16 protein-coding genes are annotated in these 21,087 nt (G+C 57.1%); 5 read left to right on the plus strand and 11 right to left on the minus strand.

Features of this window, described 5'->3' with window-relative positions:
- The first annotated feature begins 114 nt into the window (after positions 1–114).
- From BA177_RS03545 to BA177_RS03555, 3 genes are all read left to right on the plus strand, one after another.
- Complete coding sequence (locus tag BA177_RS03545; protein WP_197493304.1) at positions 115–906, plus strand: class I SAM-dependent methyltransferase; 792 nt, start codon at positions 115–117, stop codon at positions 904–906.
- Positions 907–1,090: 184 nt separating this feature from the next.
- Positions 1,091–3,145 carry a TonB-dependent receptor family protein gene (locus tag BA177_RS03550; protein WP_068612913.1) on the plus strand — a complete coding sequence of 685 codons (2,055 nt, stop codon included), beginning with the start codon at positions 1,091–1,093 and terminating at the stop codon, positions 3,143–3,145.
- Positions 3,146–3,235: 90 nt separating this feature from the next.
- Positions 3,236–4,966, plus strand: a complete 1,731-nt coding sequence (locus BA177_RS03555; protein WP_068612916.1) for an amidohydrolase — start codon at positions 3,236–3,238, stop codon at positions 4,964–4,966.
- A 79-nt stretch (positions 4,967–5,045) separates the two neighbouring features.
- Here BA177_RS03555 and pabB read toward each other — a convergent pair whose 3' ends face one another.
- The 11 genes from pabB to BA177_RS03610 form a co-directional block, all read right to left on the minus strand.
- Positions 5,046–6,764, minus strand: coding sequence for an aminodeoxychorismate synthase component I (gene pabB / locus BA177_RS03560; RefSeq protein ID WP_197493305.1), 1,719 nt, complete (start codon positions 6,762–6,764; stop codon positions 5,046–5,048).
- A gap of 230 nt (positions 6,765–6,994) precedes the next feature.
- Positions 6,995–7,492, minus strand: a complete 498-nt coding sequence (locus BA177_RS03565) for a RidA family protein (RefSeq protein WP_068618846.1) — start codon at positions 7,490–7,492, stop codon at positions 6,995–6,997.
- A 40-nt stretch (positions 7,493–7,532) separates the two neighbouring features.
- Positions 7,533–8,162, minus strand: a complete 630-nt coding sequence (locus BA177_RS03570; protein WP_068612922.1) for a c-type cytochrome — start codon at positions 8,160–8,162, stop codon at positions 7,533–7,535.
- A gap of 4 nt (positions 8,163–8,166) precedes the next feature.
- A complete protein-coding gene (locus tag BA177_RS03575; protein WP_068612925.1) occupies positions 8,167–9,747 on the minus strand; it encodes a flavin monoamine oxidase family protein in 1,581 nt (526 codons plus the stop codon).
- A 476-nt stretch (positions 9,748–10,223) separates the two neighbouring features.
- Positions 10,224–10,577, minus strand: a complete 354-nt coding sequence (locus tag BA177_RS03580) for a hypothetical protein (protein WP_068612927.1) — start codon at positions 10,575–10,577, stop codon at positions 10,224–10,226.
- A 47-nt stretch (positions 10,578–10,624) separates the two neighbouring features.
- The gene (locus BA177_RS03585; protein WP_068612929.1) at positions 10,625–11,383 is read right to left on the minus strand and encodes a cytochrome b/b6 domain-containing protein; all 759 of its coding nucleotides are present in this window, start codon (positions 11,381–11,383) and stop codon (positions 10,625–10,627) included.
- A 3-nt stretch (positions 11,384–11,386) separates the two neighbouring features.
- Positions 11,387–12,376: an FAD binding domain-containing protein gene (locus BA177_RS03590; RefSeq protein ID WP_068612932.1), complete on the minus strand. Its 990-nt coding sequence runs from the start codon at positions 12,374–12,376 to the stop codon at positions 11,387–11,389.
- A gap of 7 nt (positions 12,377–12,383) precedes the next feature.
- Positions 12,384–14,795, minus strand: coding sequence for a xanthine dehydrogenase family protein molybdopterin-binding subunit (locus BA177_RS03595; protein ID WP_068612935.1), 2,412 nt, complete (start codon positions 14,793–14,795; stop codon positions 12,384–12,386).
- A complete protein-coding gene (locus BA177_RS03600; RefSeq protein ID WP_231892482.1) occupies positions 14,795–15,379 on the minus strand; it encodes a (2Fe-2S)-binding protein in 585 nt (194 codons plus the stop codon). Before BA177_RS03600 ends, BA177_RS03595 begins: the two co-directional genes overlap by 1 nt.
- A 428-nt stretch (positions 15,380–15,807) precedes the next feature.
- Positions 15,808–16,290, minus strand: a complete 483-nt coding sequence (locus tag BA177_RS03605) for a hypothetical protein (RefSeq protein ID WP_068612938.1) — start codon at positions 16,288–16,290, stop codon at positions 15,808–15,810.
- A gap of 312 nt (positions 16,291–16,602) precedes the next feature.
- The gene (locus BA177_RS03610; protein WP_197493307.1) at positions 16,603–17,787 is read right to left on the minus strand and encodes an NHL repeat-containing protein; all 1,185 of its coding nucleotides are present in this window, start codon (positions 17,785–17,787) and stop codon (positions 16,603–16,605) included.
- Positions 17,788–17,982: 195 nt separating this feature from the next.
- On the opposite strand from BA177_RS03610, the gene BA177_RS03615 reads away from it, so the two are divergent.
- Positions 17,983–19,308: a HupE/UreJ family protein gene (locus BA177_RS03615; RefSeq protein WP_197493308.1), complete on the plus strand. Its 1,326-nt coding sequence runs from the start codon at positions 17,983–17,985 to the stop codon at positions 19,306–19,308.
- An 82-nt stretch (positions 19,309–19,390) separates the two neighbouring features.
- Positions 19,391–21,073, plus strand: a complete 1,683-nt coding sequence (locus BA177_RS03620; RefSeq protein WP_068612944.1) for a carbon starvation CstA family protein — start codon at positions 19,391–19,393, stop codon at positions 21,071–21,073.
- The last annotated feature ends 14 nt before the right edge of the window (positions 21,074–21,087 follow it).

Here is a 21,087-nt window from a genome sequence, read left to right on the forward strand (position 1 = left end):
ACTGCTCGCAATATAAGCATGTGATATTCATAAGGAAAGTTGCGGATCGACCACTGAGGTTCGTCATTCTACCGCATGCTAATATGCGCATCCGACTTTTATCCGGAGCCAAGCATGCTCGCCGAATGCCGACTTTGCGGTAGTCACGATTTGCGTCTGTGCATGAGTGACGGGCGCAACCGCGATCTGCATTACTACCGTTGCCGTCATTGTGCGCTTTGGAATTACGATCTCAGTCTGGGTCTGGACCAGACGCAGTACACGGAGCGCTACGTCAGCCCCCTCGATCCTGATCACAAGTCCAACAAGGACGTCGCACAGAGCTGGCGGTTTTTAAAACCGCACCTTGCCGAAACCGGCAGAATTATGGACATCGGCTGCGGCAACGCCTGTCTCTTGCATCTGGCGCGTGAGGCCGGATGGCAAGTCCAGGGCATGGAACTCTCGGCGTCCGCCGCCGAAGCGATACGTCGCGATCAAGGCATAGATGTAACCGTCGCCAATTTTCTTGAATACGAAAATGCAGAAGGGCAATGTTACGACGTTGTCGTCTTGCGGCATGTGCTCGAACATCTGCCGGACTCCGTGCTTGCGATGCAAAAGATAGCCGCCCTGCTCAAGCCCGGCGGCCTGGCTTTGCTCGAATTCCCGAATACCCGTTCATTCAGCTACGCGCTTAAGCGCTTCCTGAAGAACAGGGGTTTGCGCAACCGCAAGTATTCGGACGCATGGCGCCCGGGCCATTGCAATGAATTCTGCCGGCAGTCATTTGAAGTTTTGCTGCAAAAGACAGGCTTTGAGCTGGTGGTTTGGCAGACGTATTCCTCCAAACCGCTGGCCGATGCCTTCTACCGGTTGTTCCCCGTAGCCAGTAAGGCGCGGGCACTGGTGCGGTACCGACCCTGAGTCTGCTGCCCGTCTGGCGGGGAAACTCAGGCTGGCGTGATGCATCCGGGTGTGAATGCCGCGGCCCTGTTGCGGCCACCGGGATGGTTCCCTCTGAAATAGCAATTTTTTGCGTCTTTGCCTATCTTAGGGCCTGCTCGAACACCCCTAACTGTTGACGATAATCAGGACGATTCCAATAGCCATGACTGGATTAACCCGCACTCCTGGAAAGCTGTTTTTGGGCTCGCTGTTGCTCACCGCCTGGTCAGCAAACTCACTCGCTGAAGATACTCTCGATGAGATCGTCGTTTCGGCAACCCGCCTTGACACTTCGATACGAGAAGCAGCCCGATCGGTGTCCCTGATTACCAAGGAACGGATTCAGAACGGCACGCAACAACTGGGTCTGGATGAGGCGCTTGCCGGGGTTCCCGGCCTGTACATGCAGAACCGTTATAACTTTGCGCAGGACCTCCGGATTTCATTGCGCGGTTTCGGCGCACGCTCAGGCTTTGGTGTGCGTGGTGTCAAGATCATTATCGATGGGATACCGGAAACCTTGCCGGATGGTCAGGCGCAGGTTGATAGCATCGATCTCGGTTCCACAGACCGCATCGAGGTATTGCGCGGCCCGGCGTCATCAATGTACGGCAACAGCTCTGGCGGCGTTATCGCCATTGAGAGCGAGCTTGGTAAAGGCCCGGCCTTTGTTGAAGCCAACGTGGGCGCAGGGGAATTGGGCTACAGCAAAGTGGGCATCAAGACGGGCGGCCGCGCCGGTGATGTCGACTACCTCTTCAACCTGTCGAGTCAGGACTTTGAAGGCTGGCGCGAACAATCAGACTCAGAGAGTCGTATGCTTAACGCCAAGCTGGGTGTGCCCATAGGCAGCAAGGACCGATTGACCGTGGCATTCAATCTGAGTGACCAGCCGACGGCGGACGACCCTGGTGGTATCAATGCGGCGCAGGCAGCAGCCGACCCCCGATCTGCGCGTGACGTCAATCTGACCTTCGATTCCGGTGAGTCCATGGATCAGCAGCGGGTGGGCCTGGTCTATGAACGCGTGCGTGACACCGGAACGCTTTCTTTGCACAACTATTACCTTTGGCGTGACTTTGCCAACAAGCTTCCGTTCGGTAGTGGTGGCATCGTTGAGTTTGATCGCTTTGTCTATGGCGCCGGTCTGCAATACCGTCCCGTAGGCTGGTTGCCTGAGAGTTTTGATCTCGTCTTCGGCATTGATCTTGACCGGCAGGACGACGACCGTCGCCGTTTCGACAATGAAAATGGTGAATACGGTGCGCTGTCCTTCGAGCAGCGGGAGCAAGTAGCAAGCAATGCGGTTTTCGTCCAAACCCAGTACGCGCTCAACGAAATGTGGACGCTTAGTGGCGGGCTACGTTACGACGACATTACCTTTGACGTAAGCGATCAGTTTCTGGCCGATGGAGACGATACCGGCGAGGTCAGTTTCGATCAGCTAAGCCCGTCGTTAGGCGCCAATGCGGATTTCGGCAGCTATATCCTGTTCGCGTCATGGAGCAGTTCTTTCGAAACGCCGACCACGACGGAGCTCGCGAACCCCGATACCAGCGGTGGATTCAATGCCGCGCTCGTCCCGCAACGAGCCGATAATTTTGAAATAGGGTTCAAGACGGGTAACGACGACCTGTATTTCGAGCTTGCTGCGTTCCAGATAGATATCAAAGACGAACTGGTACCTTTTGAGCTGGCCGGTTTTCCTGGTCGTACCTTCTACGCCAACGCAGGTCGGTCGGATCGGCGCGGAATCGAAACAGCCGTGTCCTGGAATCACGACAGTGGCTTCGGCATAGACGCCTCCTACACCTGGTCTGATTTTACGTACGATGAGTTCGTTGACGAGAACGGTACTGACTATGCCGGCAAGGAACTGCCGGGCTTGCCGGGACAGTTCGCTTATCTGGGTGTGCATTACCGGTCCATGTCGGGACTCGCGGCAACGCTTGAAGCGGTCTATTCCGGGGATCTCTACGCGGATAATGCGAATACGGCGGCGGTAGACGCCTACACAGTCAGCAACCTGCGACTGTACGACGAGTATGACTATGGTCGCTGGCAGATCCGACCGTACATCGGTATCAACAACCTGTTTAACGAGCGCTATAACAGCAATATCCGTATCAATGCATTCGGTGCGCGTTACTATGAGCCGGCTCCGGACCGGAATGTGTACCTTGGCGTTACGGTTAATTTTCAACCGGGCGGTCGCTAGAGTTTCCGCTGCGGCCATATTCGTTCGCTGCGTGAAGAGACGCAGATAAGGCTGTTGTCGCTACCACGCCCGATCGAAAGAGGGTAGAGCATGCGCAGGATGTACTTGAGCGGGATGGCTTTGTTGCTGGTTGCGTGTGGCAGTGAGTCCGATGTAGGCCAGCACCCGCAAGCTGACCTGCTGTTGATCAACGGCAATATCCGAACGGTTGATGATCAGCGCCCGCTGGTCCAGGCCCTCGCCGTTAGCGGTGATCGCATCGCGGCCCTCGGCAGCAACGAAGCATTGTCTGCCTGGCGCGGCGAGCAAACCCAGGTCATCGATTTGCAAGGCAAGACGGCGATACCGGGGTTCATCGAAGGCCACGGTCACTACACATCGTTCGGCGATTCGCTGATGACGCTCGACTTCCGTTATGCGGACAGTTTCGATGCCATAGTTGCGATGGTCGCTGATGCCGCGAAGGAAACGCCGGCCGGCGAATGGATCGTCGGGCGAGGCTGGCATCAGGACAAGTGGAAGACGCAGCCAGTACCGTCAGTGGAAGGGCTGCCGTTGCGCGACAAGCTCAGCGCCGCAACACCGGATCATCCGGTGATGCTCATACATACCAGCGGACATGCTGTATTCGTCAATCAGAAAGCGATGACGCTTGTGGAGCTCGACGGCAAGACGGTGCCGCCGGATGGCGGTGAAATTGTCCTGACGGACGACGGCCGGCCTATAGGCATGATGCGCGAGTCAGCCCAGGATCTGTTTCGTGCCGCCTTCGCGCGCCACCAGTCGTTGCGTTCGAACGCAGTAATTGAAGCGGAAATGCGCCGCAAGGTGAAACTTGCCGGTGAAGAATCATTGCGCCACGGCATTACGTCGTTTCAGGATCTCGGCACGCGATTCGCGGAAGTGGATCTGCTGAAGACCATGGCCGATGAAGCCAACTTGCCGGTTCGGTTGTGGATGGCTTTTGAAGAGCAAGCCGCTGACATGCAGGGTCGTCTCGCCGATTACCGCATGATCGGCTATGGCAATAACTTTCTGACCGTGCGCGCCATCGGCGAAAAAGTACTCGACGGCGCGCTCGGGACGCACGGTGGTTGGTTGCTGGAACCCTACACGGATTTGCCGCGCAGTCATGGTCTCAATGTGGTGCCGATTGCAGAGATCGAAGCCTCCGCGCGCCTCGCCATGCAGCACGACTACCAGCTCGCAATACAGGGTATCGGCGACCGCGCCTATCGGGAGTTGTTGAACATTTACGCGGCTGAGTTTGCTCGTCATCCGGACAAGACCGACCTGCGTTGGCGTATCGAACACGCCCAGGTCATTCACCCCGTCGATGTGCAGCGCACGGTTGAGCTGGATGTTATTCCGGCGGTCCAGGGCATTTTCGCCTGCTCGGATGGCCCTTGGGTTGAGGAGCGGCTCGGTCCGCAACGCACAGCGGAGCGTGGCTATATATTCAATACGCTCTATGAAGCTGGTGCGGTCCCGACCAACGGCACTGACCCACCCGTGGATGAGATCAGCCCTATTGCCAGCTTCCATTGTTCGGTTACGCGGCAACTGCCGGATGGCAGTTACTTCCAGCCGGACGAAGTGTATACGCGAGAAGTCGCGCTTTACTCGTACACAATGGGCAACGCTATTGCCGCTTTCGAGGACGGTATCAAAGGTTCCCTCACGCCCGGCAAACTGGCCGACATAACTGTTCTGTCACAGGATCTCATTACTGTGCCGGATGACGACATCATGGATACAGAAATCGTGATGACCATCCTCGGCGGTAAAGTTGTCTATCAGGACGGCGAGATTCAACCGTAGTTTGCTGAAGTCGACGGCAGCGGCTGCTGCTCGTCAGTTCGCGTCGGCAGGCGTGTACCGAAATTGCTGGCAGCGCTATTTACTCCGCGGCCAGCTCGGCGGGATACCATCCCCTAACTGAATTGATCAGGCCGATCTCGTCAGCCGCCCGAAGTTGCTCCAGTGTGACGACTTCTTCCGTGATCTTGCCCACTGACAAAGAGTGGCGACGCTCGGTGCCAGCCAGCAAGCCGCAGTGCACGGGCGGCGTTACCCATTTGTTGCCAAAACGGACTACAACGTTGGCGATACTGCTTTCCGTAATTTCCCCGGATTTATTCCACAGCAGGACATCATCGGCAGGCCCAACATCATCAAGTGCCTCGTTGTAGAGCCGACGTTGTGTGGTCTTGTGATAAACGAACGGGCTGCCGGTATCAATTGGCTTTTTCGCGATGTGCAGCACGGTGTGTTTACCGGGTAGCGACAGGTTCTGCATGGTGATCGTCGCGATGCCGGCGCGCGTGACGGTCAGCCGTACGCGCAGGGCTGCAGCAGTAGCGGTAGCCATCGCCGCATTGAGCTGTGCAAGAATACTCCGCCGATCGCAGCAGAAGTCAAAATAGTCAGCGGATGCGACCAAGCGATCGAGGTGGTAGTCGAGTAAGTGAAAACCACTGTCCGGGGTCCAGCGCAGTGTTTCCAGTAGCTGGAAGTTGCGATCGTCACTGGTCGTTGCAAGCACGCGTGACTTGGCGAGGCACTCGCGATATTCGTCGTCCGGTATTGAATCCCAGACGATTCCTCCACCGACGCCATAGGTCGCCGTCTTGGTCGCGTGCTCGATTAATGCGGTACGGATTGCGACACTGAACTGGGCGGTTCGGTTCGGCCCTATCCAGCCTATCGCACCCGTATAGACATTCCGTGGCGTGTCTTCCAGTCTCTTGATCAACTGCATGCTGGATGCTTTGGGCGCACCAGTGATGGACGCGGAGGGAAACAAGGCGGCAAAGATGTCGCTGATCGTGCTGTCGCTGAGTGCCGTTACGCTCGAAGTCATCTGCCAGACTGTAGGAAACTTGCGCAGGTCATACAGTGACGCCGCTGTCACCGAACCGGGGCGGGCGACGCGTCCCAGGTCATTGCGAATCATATCCGTGATCATGACGTTCTCGGCACGGTTCTTGGTCGAGGCCTGCAGTGTCGAGGCCTGTGCTTTATCGGTCTCCGTGGTCAGGCCCCGTTCTGCCGTGCCCTTCATCGGTTCGCAGCGCAATCCTGCGCCGTCCAGGCGGAAAAAAAGTTCTGGTGAGGCCGAGACTATGCTGTGCCCGGAAAACTCCAGTAGCGCCGCGTACGGGGCGTCAGCGGCAATGTCGGCGAACAGTGCGGCCGCATCCAGTGCACGATCCGCTGTCAGTCGTGTTGTGTAGTTCACCTGATACGTATTGCCGAGCGCGATTTGTTCGCGAATGTTCGCCAGATGGGCGATGTACTGCTCCCGGCCGGTCGTCATGCGCCAGTTTGCGGCCTGGGCGTTGGCGGAGGCGGTGAGCGGCGGCTCGGACAATCGCTGCGGCGCATCAAACAGACCGAGCATGAGCAACGGCAAGCCTCCGGGCGCATGAGTCTGCAGGGCGCGGTCAAATGCAGGGGCGGCTTCATAGGCGATGTAACCTGCGGCATAGCCCTCTTGTCCAGTGACGAATGTTTCCGCTGTTTTCAGCATCGGGACGACATCGGCAATGCAACGCGCGGTGAGGACCGCCCGTGGTTCCCGGAACAGGAACCACTCGGTATCGCTATTGCGCAGCAAGCATCGAGTCATCGCTGATTGGGTTGGGTGCCGACTGAGAGGGCTGCGAAGGTTGGCATAGCCAGGTGTCGCTGTCACCTTCGGCAGGATGCAAGCCCGGCTGGCCAGCGGCCGGTTATTGATCTAAAACGTGGGCCGGCGGCTTTCAGGTACGCGCAACAGGCCGGGAAATAAAAAGGGCCCTACCGATTGCCGGTAAGGCCCTGGATACAGCCACTGGCCGTTACAGTTTAGTCGTCGCTGCGCGCAAGAATGATTTCGATTTCAACCAGCATGCCTTCACCGGCGAGGCCTGCGACCTGCACCGCCGAACGAGCCGGCAGATTGGGTTGCTCGGCCGTGCCGAAATACTTTGTATAGGCGCGCATGAAACCGGCGAAGTCCATCTTGCCGCCGAGCTCTTCATCACCAACGAGAAACACGGTCATCTTCACGGTATCGCCGAAATCAAGCCCGAGATTCTCGAGCGAAGCTTCCATGCGCTTGAACACGCTTAACGATTGCGCTTCTGTATCGCCCCAGTACTCGCGACTACCGCGCTCTGCATCGGGGTTAACAGGGCCGGGTACCGTGCCACTGTGATAGACGATCGTGGTATTGGCGGAGGTTTCGACTGCCTGAGCAATAGGGAATGTCGAGTTATTCGGCAACGGGTGGCGGGTGACATCGCCGGCATTGGCGCATGCGCCTGCCAACAATAGTAATCCAACGAGTGCTGATTGCTTCATGGTGGTCTCTTCCTTCACGATGGGTAATAGGGTGGATGCGTTATTTGCGCAAGCTGGCAATATAGCGAACGACATCTTTCATTGCTTGTTCATCGGCCAGTAGTCCTGCAGCGGCCTGCATTTGCATGCCGTAAGCATCTTCGGGGTTGTTGCCGCGCACGCCGCTCTTAAAGTTCTTGAGTTGAGTCAACAGGTACCAGTCATTTAAGCCGCTAAGCGGTGGGCTCGCAAGCAATTCGTTACCGCTCGCATCCGCTTTGTGGCACGCCGCACAACTGCTGTACAACGCTTTGCCCCGGTTGATGTCGCCCTGAATGGTTGTTGCCGGTGGCGCCGAGCTTACACTGCGAACGTAGGTAGCTACCTGGTTGATTTCCTTTTCGCTAAGCACCTCAGCCATGGGGCGCATTTCCTGGCCGTAGGTATCGTCCGGGTGCGCACCACGCCAACCGTTCTTGAATGATTGCAACTGTCGGCTGATGTACCAGCGCTCCATACCGGACAAGCGCGGCGCCTGGATGACGCTGTTGCCGCCCATTTGAATACCGTGGCAAACGGTGCAATAGACGAATTCATCGGCGGGCACTACATTCTCGTCGGCGATTACTGAGGCCGGATAACTTGCACCAAGGGTTAGCAACAGTGCTGTCAGAACTGAAATCCGTTTCATCGTCTTACCCCTTTGCCGTCGACATTTCAGCTCGCACCCGGCTATCGAGATCCTGTAACGCGTTTGTTGCCGAGGCAAATGCACCTTCCTGCCAACTGGAGTGGAAGCTGATCTGATCGCCAATCATGTAATGCCTGCCAGCAGGTGCCTGGATGGTTTTGAATTTCGTTTCAGCATCATCGACACCGCGGAAGGAGTTGCCGCAACCCATCATGTGATTCATGCGGCCCCAGGGCACGCTGATGCCGGTATCTATATAGTCTGTATACCCCGGGTGCACCTTCTCGCCCATGCGGGCCGCTGCTTTGATGCGATCCGACGTGCTCATCCGTTCGAAACGATTTGACTGTTCCGGGCCAAACGCATACGCCGCAAGCACAACGCCTTTCTGTTTGAAGATGCCGTGCGATGGGTACCAGATCTGGTTGATGTCCTGATTGGTGTAAGAGATGCCACCGTAGATATTTTCGCGCTCCCAGAAGCGCTCTTTCATCTGCAGGCCGATTTTGAAGAAATTGCCCCGGCGCATTTCGGTCAGTGCAGCGACGTAGTCTTTTGGCAAGTTGTTCGGTATGCCATTGATAAAATGCGATGGGATGCTGTTGAAACAGTAGTCGGCCTCGATCTTGCGTCGTCGTCCCTTGTGGTTGTAGACAATATCAACACCATCTTCGCGCAACTGTATGGACTGAACCTGTGCATTAAGCGTGACGTCGGTTCGCATATTGCGCAAAAAGCCTTTGACGAGATTGTCCATGCCGCCTTTCGGAGTCATCAGAGGCGCGGCCCAGTCTTCGGCGTGATTGAAGTGCATGCCGCGTTGCCAAAAGCTGCTTTTCAGAATTTCGGAAAAGTCGAGTGTCCCTTTCAGCTCGCCGTGTTTGAGAAAACCACCGGATGCATAGCCGGCACGCGCAGAGCCTTTGTACAACGCGTTGTCATTGAGATCGCCGTAGTTCTTTATGAACGCGAGTAGTTGCTCTTTTTCTTCGTCTGAAATCGGCTGCTCGAACTGATTGGCGTCTACTGCTTTATGCAGTAGTTCCGACATGAAGCCGCGCGCATCTGTCGTGTATTCGCGAACCCGGACACGTTTGCCGCCAAAGGCGTTGTCATCCTGTGTCCAGGCCAGACGGTTATCGTTGGCCATGATGTCGAGCTCAACACCGAGCTCGCGGCAATAGTGCATGGCACGTTGGTGATGACCGGGCAAGCGAGCAGGGCCACCGTTGAAATACAGGTGCGGTTCGTCATCAAAATTAACGGTCTGGGCGTTACCCATTTCGTCGACAACATCACCGTGTCGGTAGGTAACATTGCGGCCACCTGCGCGGTTTGATGCCTCAAGTACAGTTACGTCGTAGCCTGCGCGTTCAAGCTCATACGCCGATGTCAGACCGGCGATGCCTGCACCGAGTATCACTACGCTTTTCTTGTTTCGGCCGACGTGCAGAAGATCGAGATAGGGCATTTCGCCCGTATCGGGCATCAGACCCATTGCTCTGCTGGTCTGATAAACAGCAGTAGCACCACCTACGGCACCGACAATGTTAAGAAAGTGCCGTCGTGATATTTGATCAGTCATATGTGGTCTTCTTTCTTTGATGCGAATCTGCGCAAGTACTTGTGCCATAGCCGCAGGCGTAAGAATCAGGTGCCAGCACCGAGTGTTGGTGTGTACGGAACACGATAAGTTCCGCGCTGGATATGACTGGTCCGGTGTCGGCTTTGCAGAGATCGCAGCGACAACCGGCTAGCTTTGCTACCGCCATTGCGAACTCAAAGTACTCCCCCCTATGAAGCAACGATCAGCGTTAATCTGCGACGACTAAGCAAGACCGTGCAGGTATTAGGCATGATAACCCGGCGGATTTCAACGGCAGCAAGAGAGCCGAATAAGCCTATAAATTACGGCTGAAATCAACATGCCCGGTAGTCGCACAAGGCAACGTACAGACATCGCTTGGTGCGTTTGCAACCGTGTTTGATGTCCGGTTGTTGCTTGCGAAAGTAATGTTATGGTGAGTCTTTGCTGCGCAGGGCCGGCGGTATGCCTGATGTCTAGAGTCCGGTTTCGCTCAACAAAAACAGGTCAGTCAAAAGGGCCCGCAGATGGATCGACGCATTCAGATTATCGACCAGTTCTGAACTGATTTTCTGCTGCGAGAGTACCAGTGATATCGCCGCCAATGACTTCCTCGCGTCTTCAATGGTTATTACGGAAAAGTCGTGACTGGAATCGGCAAGCTGTTCACAAATGTTCGCTGCCGCTTCGCTCATTCCGGTCAGTATTGTGCGGACCTCGGACGGGGCGGATTCGCCCTCGTCAGTGTCACGGCCTTGCGCGGCGTACGCCAGCAGAAATTCGTAGCCAGATTCGACGACATCGATCTGGTCATTTAGTGTGTTACTCACAGAAATGATTTGCTCTTGTTGCGGAGAGGGCGGGTATCGTATCGCGCTCAGGCTGACTCGTCAGGCGACCAGCGACTGGCGTCATGATTGGCATCAAGTTCGTCTCTTGAGACCCAACCTTTCAGCATTGAGCGCAGGTAAAACAGCTTCTCCGGACGAACACCGAAATACACGTGCAACGAGATCGTTGCGACGAGTAGCAATGTTGACAGTCCGTGTATGAAAAACAACCAACCGAGGGTCGCTTCCGACAGGGAGTTGGTGCGGTTCCACCACGGTGTGTCGATCATCGCGAACAGGCCAATGCCGGTTGCGATAACAGCCAGTGTGAGAACGGTTACGCCGAGGTGCATGCACTTCTGAGCCAGCGAATACTTGCCGGGTTTGACAGTGTCGTCGAACGGTTCTTTCAGGTCGCGGGGGCTGATCCACATGGACTTGAGGTCCTGCCAGAACAGCGAGCGCACAATGTGGAAAACCACAACCACCGTGAGCACGATGCCAGCCACCCAGTGGATGGTCAGCCATGAAAACTCGATGCCAATAATGGGCAAGATGCCCGTGATCAACAGTACGAATATGCTCGCAGCCATGACCCAGTGAAACAAGCGGTCGATGCCGTCATGGCGTTTTAGCCGCGGACCATCGCTGGACGGTTTGCGTGGTTTTTTCCGGGCGGCCTTGTATACCGCGTGTACCGCGATAAACAGGAACGACACGATAAGAATGACCCAAAGCAGATCCCAGGATACCCCCAGCAAAACTTCCCGGCCCCAGACGTCGTTCTTGAATGTTGCGATATCCATCAATTAGCCCCGCATCGCCCGCCGGACGAGATTTTCCATCAACGGCATTTTGAAGTGATTGTAATTAAGCGGTCTGGCGCCTTGTGCTGCCAACGGCGCAAGCTTGTCGCCCGTCGCATCGCCCAGTGACTGGCCGCGCGCGGCTTGCTCCACCTTGTTTAGCCGGTAAGGTACAGCGGCAACTCCGCCGCAAACAAACCGGCATTCGCCAATGACGTTGTCGCTGACGTCCATGGCGACCGCGATGCTGACCAGGGCGAAGTCCCAGACATTGCGATCCGCCACTTTCTCGAAATAGAAGCGTTTGCCGGCCCACTTGCTGGGCAGTCGGACAGCGGCCAGAATTTCACCGGGTTCCAGCGAGGTCATGCGTGTGATGTGTGTTGCCGGGCCGGCGAAAAATTTGCTGGCCGGCACCGTGCGTTCACCATCGACGCTGTTGATGACCATGGTTGCATCGAGCGCGACCATCGCGGTGGCGGTGTCCGACGGGCTCACCGCTACGCATCGACTGGCGCCGAACAATGCGTGCTCGCGATTCATGCCCTCCGGACTGTCCGCGTAACAAAGGTTGCCGCCTGCCCGATAACAGGAGAGGCCGCGGCGGTAATACCAGCAGCGCGTGTCCTGCACGAGGTTGCCACCGAGCGTGCCGACATTGCGAATCTGTGGGCTGGCAACACGTGACGCGGCATCGACCAGCAAACGGTAGCGTTCCTTCAGCAGCGGGTTACGGATAATGTCGCGTAACGTCGTTGCAGCACCGATCTCAATGCCATCGGCCGTCTCGCGAATACCCTTCAAGGCCTCGATGCCGTTCAGGTCAATCATCGCTTGCGGGTTCTTGGCGCGGTCTTTCAGCCAGCCGTAGGTATCCTGGCCGCCGCCGAGGAGCCAGCCTTGTTCGCCCAGTCGGTCAGCCAGTTCCAGCGCGTCGTCGAGTTCCGCGGGCTGGTAGAGCTGTACATTGGGCATGACATCGAAAGAAGCCATATCTACCTCAGAAGTTGTTGGTCTGTAACGGCTTGAACGACTGATCACGTCCCGCTACGTAGTTCAGAATCATGTCAGGACTAACGGGTGTGCGACCGAATACATGTCCGTCGAGCGCATCCGCAATCGCCGAGGTCAGTGCGGCCACTGAGCAGCCCATTGCCGGCTCGCCAATGCCGCGGGCGCCGAACGGGCTTTGTGGATCCGGAATATCAACAGCGCCAGTCTTTATCTCTGACGGTGTATCCAGGTAGGAAGGAATCCGGCACTGGTGATAGCCGACGTTGGCCGGCAAGCCGTTTTGCGGGTCATAGACATGACGTTCAAGTCCGGCCATTCCCATGCCCCAAACAGCACCGCCGCGCATCTGTGCAGCGAGCCCTTGCGGATGCACGACTTTGCCGCACTCGGCAATGCCGACGTAATCGAGAATCTCGTATTTGCCGGTTTCGAGGTCGAGTTCAATCTCAGCGAACGCGACCGCGAGGCCGGGTATCGTGCCTTCCTGGTGCAGCTTGTCTTTGGCGACGCCGATGAGGCCGGTGCCGGCAATGTTTTGCACGGCCCGTACCGTGATCTCATGAATGTCATCGGGATAGGTTTCGCCACTGAGCGCGCCGCCGAGCTGGACGGCTTTCGCTGCCGCTTCCGCGTAGCTCATGCCGCTGGCCGCATTGCTGGCGAGAAACACGCGCTGGCCATCGATGTCGTAGTCGTCAGCACTGCCACCGAGTGTGGCGGCGGCGACTTGCTTGAGTTTATCGACGGCATCCATTGCGGCCACGTAATTGGCCCGTTGATGGGTGAAGCTGGTGTTGCTGCCAGCCTGGTAGCTGCTCCACGGCAGGTTCGCTTCCGTCGAGCCGTGGTGAATGACGCAATCTTCCCAGTTGCATTTCAGCACTTCTGCGGCGGCCCGGGTCGTAGAGGCATAGCTGTACGTACCCAGATTGCCAACGCCACTGTGCAGATGAATCTTGCCATCCGGCGTTATCCGCACCAGGCCGTCGTAGCCCTTGTCGCCAGCCGAGTGATAACCCTGGCCGACGCCGAGGCCGCGAATCTTGCTGCCGTTCTTGCGCGGCTTGTATTTCTTGGCCGCCCAGTCGAACATCTCGGCACCCATTTCCAGCGCTTCTTTCATGTATGCGCTGGTGATCGAATGCTGGTCGGCGTACACGGTTGTTGCATTGTTCGCGGCATTGACCTTGCGCAACTCAACGCGGTCCATGTTGAGCTGCTTGGCAGCCTTGTCCATGATCGGTGCCATCACGGCGGCAATCTGGTTTTGGCCAGGCCCGCGTTGCGCGCCCCGTGGCGTAGTGTTGGTCAGTACCGGCAATCCGCGGAAGCGCATGGACAGCGGGTCGTAAACGAGCGATACCGCACCGGCAGCCGACGAACCGTCGCCGCCAGTCGCATTGGGTCCGATGTCTTCAATAATGAACATGTCGGCGGCGGTCATGCGACCGTCGGCGGCAAAACCAATTTTCATCCAGCCCTGGAAGCCCACGCGCGCCGAGCCTACGTAATATTCCTGTTCCCGGGTGATGCGCAACTGCACCGGTCGACCGATCTTCTTCGAGAACCAGCCGGGCAGAGCAGCCATCGGGTAGGCGCCGATCTTGGAGCCGAAGCCGCCACCGGTGTGCTCACTGACCAGTACGACATCTTTCATTTCGACTTCGAGCAGGCGCGCGAGACCGGGCATCCAGAAGCTCTGGCTTTGTGCGGAGCCGTACACATAACAGGTTCCGTTTTGCCAGTAAGCCATGGCGGTACGGGGTTCCATGCTCATGTGCGCATAGCCGGTCGTGACAAACGGCTCTTCGATGATTACCGACGCTTCAGCAAAACCTTTGTCGACATCGCCGTAAGACCATTCGTTCGCGTGCTCGCCGGTCGGTTCTTTACCGGCGCGGAATTCGGCGATTTGTTCCGGGGTCCATTTGATATTGCGAAACCCGGAGCCTTCACGGGAGCGCACATAGACGTTGCCTTCTTCGCGGGCGTCCGGCCCGTTCTCGATCAGGCTGTCGAGCGGGTCTACCGCGAACGGCAGCGGTTCGATGGTTACCTTGATGGCCGCCAACGCATTCTCAGCCGTGGTTTCATCTTCTGCCGCCACCGCCAGGATCGGGTCGCCAACGTACACCGGCGTGTTCGTCAGGATGGCCGCGTTCGGCGCTTCCATGACGGGGACGTCGTCGGCGGTCAGTATGCCGATAACACCGGGCATGTTTTCCGCAGCGCTGGTGTCTATGTTGGTGACCCGGCCGTGGGCCATCGGGCTGGTGTACAACCGGGCGTAAACCATGCCTTCCGCGCGGAAGTCCTCGGCGTACTTGGCTTTGCCGGTGACTTTGCCCTTGATGTCTGGCGGCGTGAAGTCCTTGCCTATGTGTTTGTAGTCGCTCATCAGCCATTCTCCGCGGCGCGCATCACGCCGTTGAGGTAGTTGTCATACGCGCCGCAACGGCAAAGGTTGCCGGACAGTGCCTGGCGCACTTCCTCGCGACTCGGATGCGGATTCTCGTTCAGGAGCGCGACAGCCGACATGACCTGCCCGGGGGTGCAAAATCCGCACTGCGGTGCAAGTTCCTGAATAAAGGCCTGTTGCACCGGATGCAAGGTGCCATCGGCGCCAGCAACGCCTTCGATGGTTTGTAACTGCCGCGAACCGACGCTGTGCGTTAGCGTCGAGCAGGAGTAGTTGGTTACGCCGTCAATGATGACCGTGCAGGCGCCGCATTCGCCGCGATTACAGCCGATTTTGGTGCCCGTCAGGCCCAGCTTGTAACGCAGCGTGTACGCCAGCGTTTCCTGCGGCATGACGTCGACGCGTCGCGTCTTGCCGTTCACGTTCAGGGAAATCAGGCGTTCTACCGTGCCTTGGGGTCGGTTCTGGGCCATGGCCGCATGAACACCTGCGTTGGTCGCTGCAGCGGCGCTGGAGGCAATGACTGCCTTGATAAAGCGCCGGCGTGAAAGTCTCGGATTCACTGCCTTGATACCTGCCTGTCTGTCGCGAAAGAAAAAGGGACGGATGTCGGCGGACAGTCCGTATTCTGCGATCTGGTGCTGCCTGGTACTGGCGTTCCCCCCGCCGGCTTCTCGATGCTGCACGTGCTGGTGAATGAACACAAGCGACGCGCATTATCCTCACTAATTTTCACCCGTCTGGCCAACAATGCAACCGTTGCCGGGGAAACCGTGAGATTTTCCGGGCCGCCGGCGCTCAGCGCGGCATGGAACGCCACACGCGGACCGGAATGACAACGGGGCGTTCTTGATAGTGCTCGTGCCGCATCGTCACGGCTGTCTGCTGCGCCAGGTGGCCAGCAATTCCGGCCGATGCGCGTAACTTGCTCCAGCAAGTCGATTGGCCGCCTACGCAAGTATGCGCGTCGCAATTGCGTCTCCGATGAACTCTAAGTCAGGTAGGCGCTTGCAAGCAGTAGTGCGACGCAGGCCACCGCAGCTACACCAATGCGCTTGCGAACCAGTGCCGTGATAATAAACGGTGTCGATATTGCGAATGCCTGGTACCAGCCCGGCACCATGGCTTGATCAGTGCTGCCGAACAGCCGCTCGGCGCCGCCGAAGGTCATGACCAGCAAGCTGACGAATACAATCACGAACGCCAGCACTTTTCTGAGCGCGCCGGACTCTGTCTCATCGTGGTCAGCATAGTCTCGCTCTGACTCGTTGCCCGACCAAGCTCCGGCAGAAGTTACGCCAAGATTGCTCTGGGTCTGCCGTTGGCGCGCGGTCTGGCGTTGCCGTTCCATCGCTTCCTGTTGCTGGCGGCGCTGCACTTCGGCGTTGTAGCTCACCCATCCGGTGGACGAGTTGGTCGGTGCGCCCGACCCGAATCGAGCTGCCTGCTGGCCCTTGAGGTGATCGTTGGACATGCTTTCCTCCGTAGCGAGGGTTCGAATGACGGCGCGGGTCGAGGTCCTGGTCAGCCCGGGATCGTCAGCTCGATCAACCGGGGTATAAATTGTGCAGCAGCATAGTCGCAGGCCCACATGCGGCATTGCGCTTCCGGGTGGTCGTACCTGGTGCGATAGTCAGCGCTGCCACCAGTGCCAGCGTGATCCGGTGTACGTCTCGCAACGAGTATACGGCGAGGCTATGCTGCGTGCATCTCGAGGCATATTCCGGACACAAAAAAGCCCCGCTGCGTTGGCAACGGGGCTTTCGAATCGCGCGGACAAGTTGGTTTACAGCTTGTCAGCAGGCCACGGTGTGCCTTGATCCATGACCGTTACGGGCTTCATGCCCTGGTAGCTGAACTTCTGCAGGCGTTTGCCTTCGTAAGTTTCCGTTGTGTAGATGTTGCCCTTCGAGTCAGTCGCGATGCCGTGTACCGCGAAGAACTGGCCCGGATTGCGGCCGCCGTCACCGAAATTGGTGAGTATTTCCAGCGACTCGCGTTCGATGATGAAGATTTTCCGGTTTGTGCCGTCGGCGAGGTAAATGTAGGTCTGGTCGTCGTCAGCCGAGAAGGAGATATCCCACACCGAGCCATCGCCGAGGCTGTTGGGCTTGACGAAGAGCTCACGAACAAATGTACCGTCGGTCTTGAACACTTGTAGCCGGTTGTTGACCCGGTCACAAACGTAGACGAGGCCGTCATGCGAAGGCTGAGCGCAATGCACCGGGTTGCGGAACTGTTGCGCGGGTTCCTGTCCCGGGCGGAACGGGCCGAGGTTGGTGTCGTCCGGCTCGTTGCCGTAAGCGCCCCAATAGCGTTTTAGGGCGCCGGTATCAGCATCCAGTACGGCGACGCGTTTGTTGCGGTAGCCGTCCGCCACATAGGCTTCATTCGCCGATGGATCAAACGATATTTCAGCCACACTGCCGAAGTTTTTCGGGTCATGACTGTCGGTCGGTGATCCGGGCGTGCCGTATTGCGCGATGAACTTGCCGTCGCGAGTGAACTTCAGAATGTGTGAGTCCGTTGGGCCGTTGCCGCCGATCCAGATGTTGTCTTTGTGATCGACAGTGATGCCATGGTTCGACGTTGGCCAGTCGTATCCTTCGTTCGGTCCGCCCCAGTGATTCACCAGGTTCCCCGCCGGGTCGAACTCGAGAACATTCGGTGCCGGTATGCAGCAATCTGCTTTGACCGGGTCGGTCGCGGCGCCGATTTCAGTACGTTCATTGAACGTGTCACGTCGGTGAATGATGTAGACGTGATCACGCGAATCAACCGCGAGTCCGATGGTTGCGCCAAGGATCCAGTGGTTCGGCAACGGCTTCGGCCAGAAAGGATCGACGACGAATGACGGTGCTTGCTTGGTCTGCGCGGTTGCGCTGTTGTCCAGTGCTTTCTGTCCGCAGCCGAGTGCAACGATCATGGCGATCACTGCAGTAGCAGCGTAAACGTGTTTCTTTGTCATCATCCGTGCTCCCCCCCCAAAATAGACCGTGACGATGTGCAGCGACAGCGTTGCTGTCAAGCGCAGCATAATACTATCGCGCCGGAAGCACAGTGCCACCTGAATCAGATGAAATCATTTATCGCGGCAGTAAATCCCGCTATTGTCGGCGACCATTGATCGGCAGAGAGGAAGGTTACCATTGCAATGACCTCATTGATGCGCAGGATAAGACCGCTTCTGGTATTGACGCTCTTGTTGCCGATCCTGGCTCCACCGATTGCGGATGCTCACGAAATTCCAACCGAAGTTGTCGTCCAAAGCTACGTCAAACCCGAAGGTTCCGAGCTCAAGCTGCTCGTGCGGGTGCCGCTGGAAGCCATGCGCGATGTCGTTTTTCCGCTGCGCGGGCCGGGTTTTCTCGACCTCGAGAACATTGATGAAACGTTGCACGACGCAGCAACAATCTGGATTGCTAACGAAGTACAGCTATTCGAAGGCGGTGTGGAGATAGACAGCTATACGATTTCCGCGGTGCGGCTGTCGCTGCCGTCCGATCGCTCTTTCAGGACTTATGAAGCAGCACTGGCGAACGTGCAAAGTGCACCATTGCCGACCAGCACCGAGCTGTACTACCAGCAAGCATTGCTTGATGTCCTTATCGAGTACCCGATACAGGCAGATACTGCCGAATTTTCCATTAACCCGAATTTCCGACGACTCGGTCTGAACACCACGACTGTCGTTCGTTTCCTCGCGCCCGGCGCGAGCGAACGTCTGTTCGAGTTTTCCAACGACCCTGGCGTCGTGCACCTGGATCCGCGCTGGCATCACGCCTTCGCTCGATTCGTGGTGTTCGGTTTCGAACATATTCTTGACGGCATTGATCATTTGCTCTTCGTCATGTGCCTCATTATTCCGTTTCGCCGTATCCGGCCGCTTGTGGTGATTGTCACTTCGTTTACAGTCGCGCATTCGATCACGCTGATGGGTTCCGCATTCGGCATTACGCCGAGTGCCATCTGGTTTCCATCGTTGATCGAATCATTGATAGCGGCGTCGATCGTCTATATGGCGCTGGAAAACATGGTGGGTTCCCGCTGGGAAAGACGTTGGCTGGTGGCCTTCGGCTTCGGACTGGTCCACGGCTTCGGGTTTTCTTTCGCGCTTGCCGAAACAATGCAGTTTGCCGGCGGGCACTTGCTGACATCGTTGCTGGCTTTCAATCTTGGCGTAGAAGCAGGGCAGATTCTTATCATCCTGATCGCTGTGCCTCTGCTTAACTTATTATTCCGCGCAGGTTTGCCGGAGCGGGCAGGGACCATCATTCTGTCGGCGATACTCGCGCACAGCGGTTGGCACTGGATGAGTGATCGTTTCAGCGAGTTCTTTGCCTACAACCACAGCTTGCCAGACCTTAACGCGGCGTTCTTCGCCTTGCTCATGCGCTGGATGTTGCTGGCAGGAATTACCGGCCTGATCGTCTGGTTTATGTATAGCGTTTTCTCTCGCTTTGTCGCCAGACAAAAGGGGAAAACGACTTAGCTTTCACTAACCGGCGGCACGCGCTAAGCTCTGCCGCCAAATTCCGCTAAGCGGGCGGCAGAAAAATTACTGGGGGGTAGGCATGCAATCCATCATGATTGTGCTACTTGGAATAGTCGGCATGACGTTCGGCTGGTTCGTGTATTCCAGGTTCATCGCGACAAAAATTTATCGACTGGATCCGGACTTTGTCACGCCGGCACATGAGTTTAATGATGGGGTCGACTACTGCCCAACCAACAAGTTCGTGCTGTGGGGGCATCACTTCACGTCCGTTGCCGGTGCCGCACCGATCGTCGGTCCGGCCATTGCCGTTTACTGGGGCTGGGTACCCGCCGTCTTGTGGGTAACGATCGGCACGGTGTTTTTCGCCGGCGTTCACGATTTCGGTGCATTGTGGGCAAGCGCACGACACAAGGGCAAATCAATTGGCGCATTGTCGGAAGACGTGATTGGCAAACGCACGCGTGCGTTGTTCATGATCGTTATCTTCCTGGTGCTGCTGATGGTAAACGCCGTGTTTGGCGTCGTGATCGCCAATGCATTCATTGGCACGCCGAGCGCCGTGGTTCCGGCATGGTCGGCGATCCTGGTGGCGCTGCTAATCGGTCAGTTTCTCCGGCGTGGATTCAATCTGACTCTGCTGTCGGTGCTCGGCGTTATTGCGCTGTACGCGTCGATTTACATTGGCAGTGTCGTACCGATGGAGTTGCCTGATTCGATGTTCGGGCTGACGGCCAATGCGAACTGGATCATCCTGCTGTTCATCTACGCGTCAATTGCATCGATGTTGCCGGTGTGGGTACTGCTGCAACCGCGCGATTTCATTAACGGCATGCAGTTGTTCGTCGGCCTGTTCCTGTTGTACGGCGCTGTCCTCCTGTCGCTTCCGGATATTTCCGCGCCGGCATTCAATACGCAGATGGTCGAAGGCGCGCCGTCATTGATGCCATTGTTGTTTGTCACTATCGCTTGCGGTGCGGTATCCGGTTTCCACGGCATCGTGTCGTCCGGTACCAGTTCCAAGCAACTCGACAAGGAAACGGATGCGCGGTTTGTCGGTTACCTTGGCGCAATCGGTGAAGGTTCGCTCGCGTTGATCACCATCGTTGCTGTAAGTGGTGTGGCGTTGGCGGCAACGCCCGAACTCTGGCATCAGATCTACGAAAAATACGGCACGGCCGGTGCGGGGACTTTCATCCAGGGCGGCGCGCAGATGATTCATAATGGCTGGGGATTGCCGATAGGCATCTCGACAACGTTGCTGGCGACGATGGTTGTGTTGTTCGCGGGTACAACCATGGATTCGGGCGTTCGTCTGCAGCGCTATATCATCCAGGAGTGGGGTGAAATTTACGGCATCCCGGTCTTCAGGAACGGCATTGTGGCGACCCTGGTTGCGGTGACCTGCTGTTTGCTGCTGGCCTTCGGTGCCGGCGGCGCGGGCGGTTCCGGTGGTCTTATCATCTGGCCATTGTTCGGTTCCACGAACCAGATTCTCGCAGGCATGACCTTGCTGGTGCTCAGTGTAATGTTGATCAAGCTGGGGCGCCCGGCGCGTTACACGTTGATACCAATGGTGTTCGTAATGATCACGTCTTGCTGGGCCGCGCTGATCAAGCTGCAGGAGTTCTGGCTGGCCGAGAACTGGCTGCTCGTGACCATTGACCTCATCGTGCTCATTACCAGCGTGCTTGTCATCCTCGAGGCGATATCCGTAATCGCCAAGTTTCGTAGCGATAACAGCGTCGTGTCGAAGAGCTAGACGATTCTTTTCCG

The sequence above is a fragment of the Woeseia oceani genome, from assembly GCF_001677435.1.
GTDB classification, from domain to species: Bacteria; Pseudomonadota; Gammaproteobacteria; order Steroidobacterales; family Woeseiaceae; genus Woeseia; species Woeseia oceani.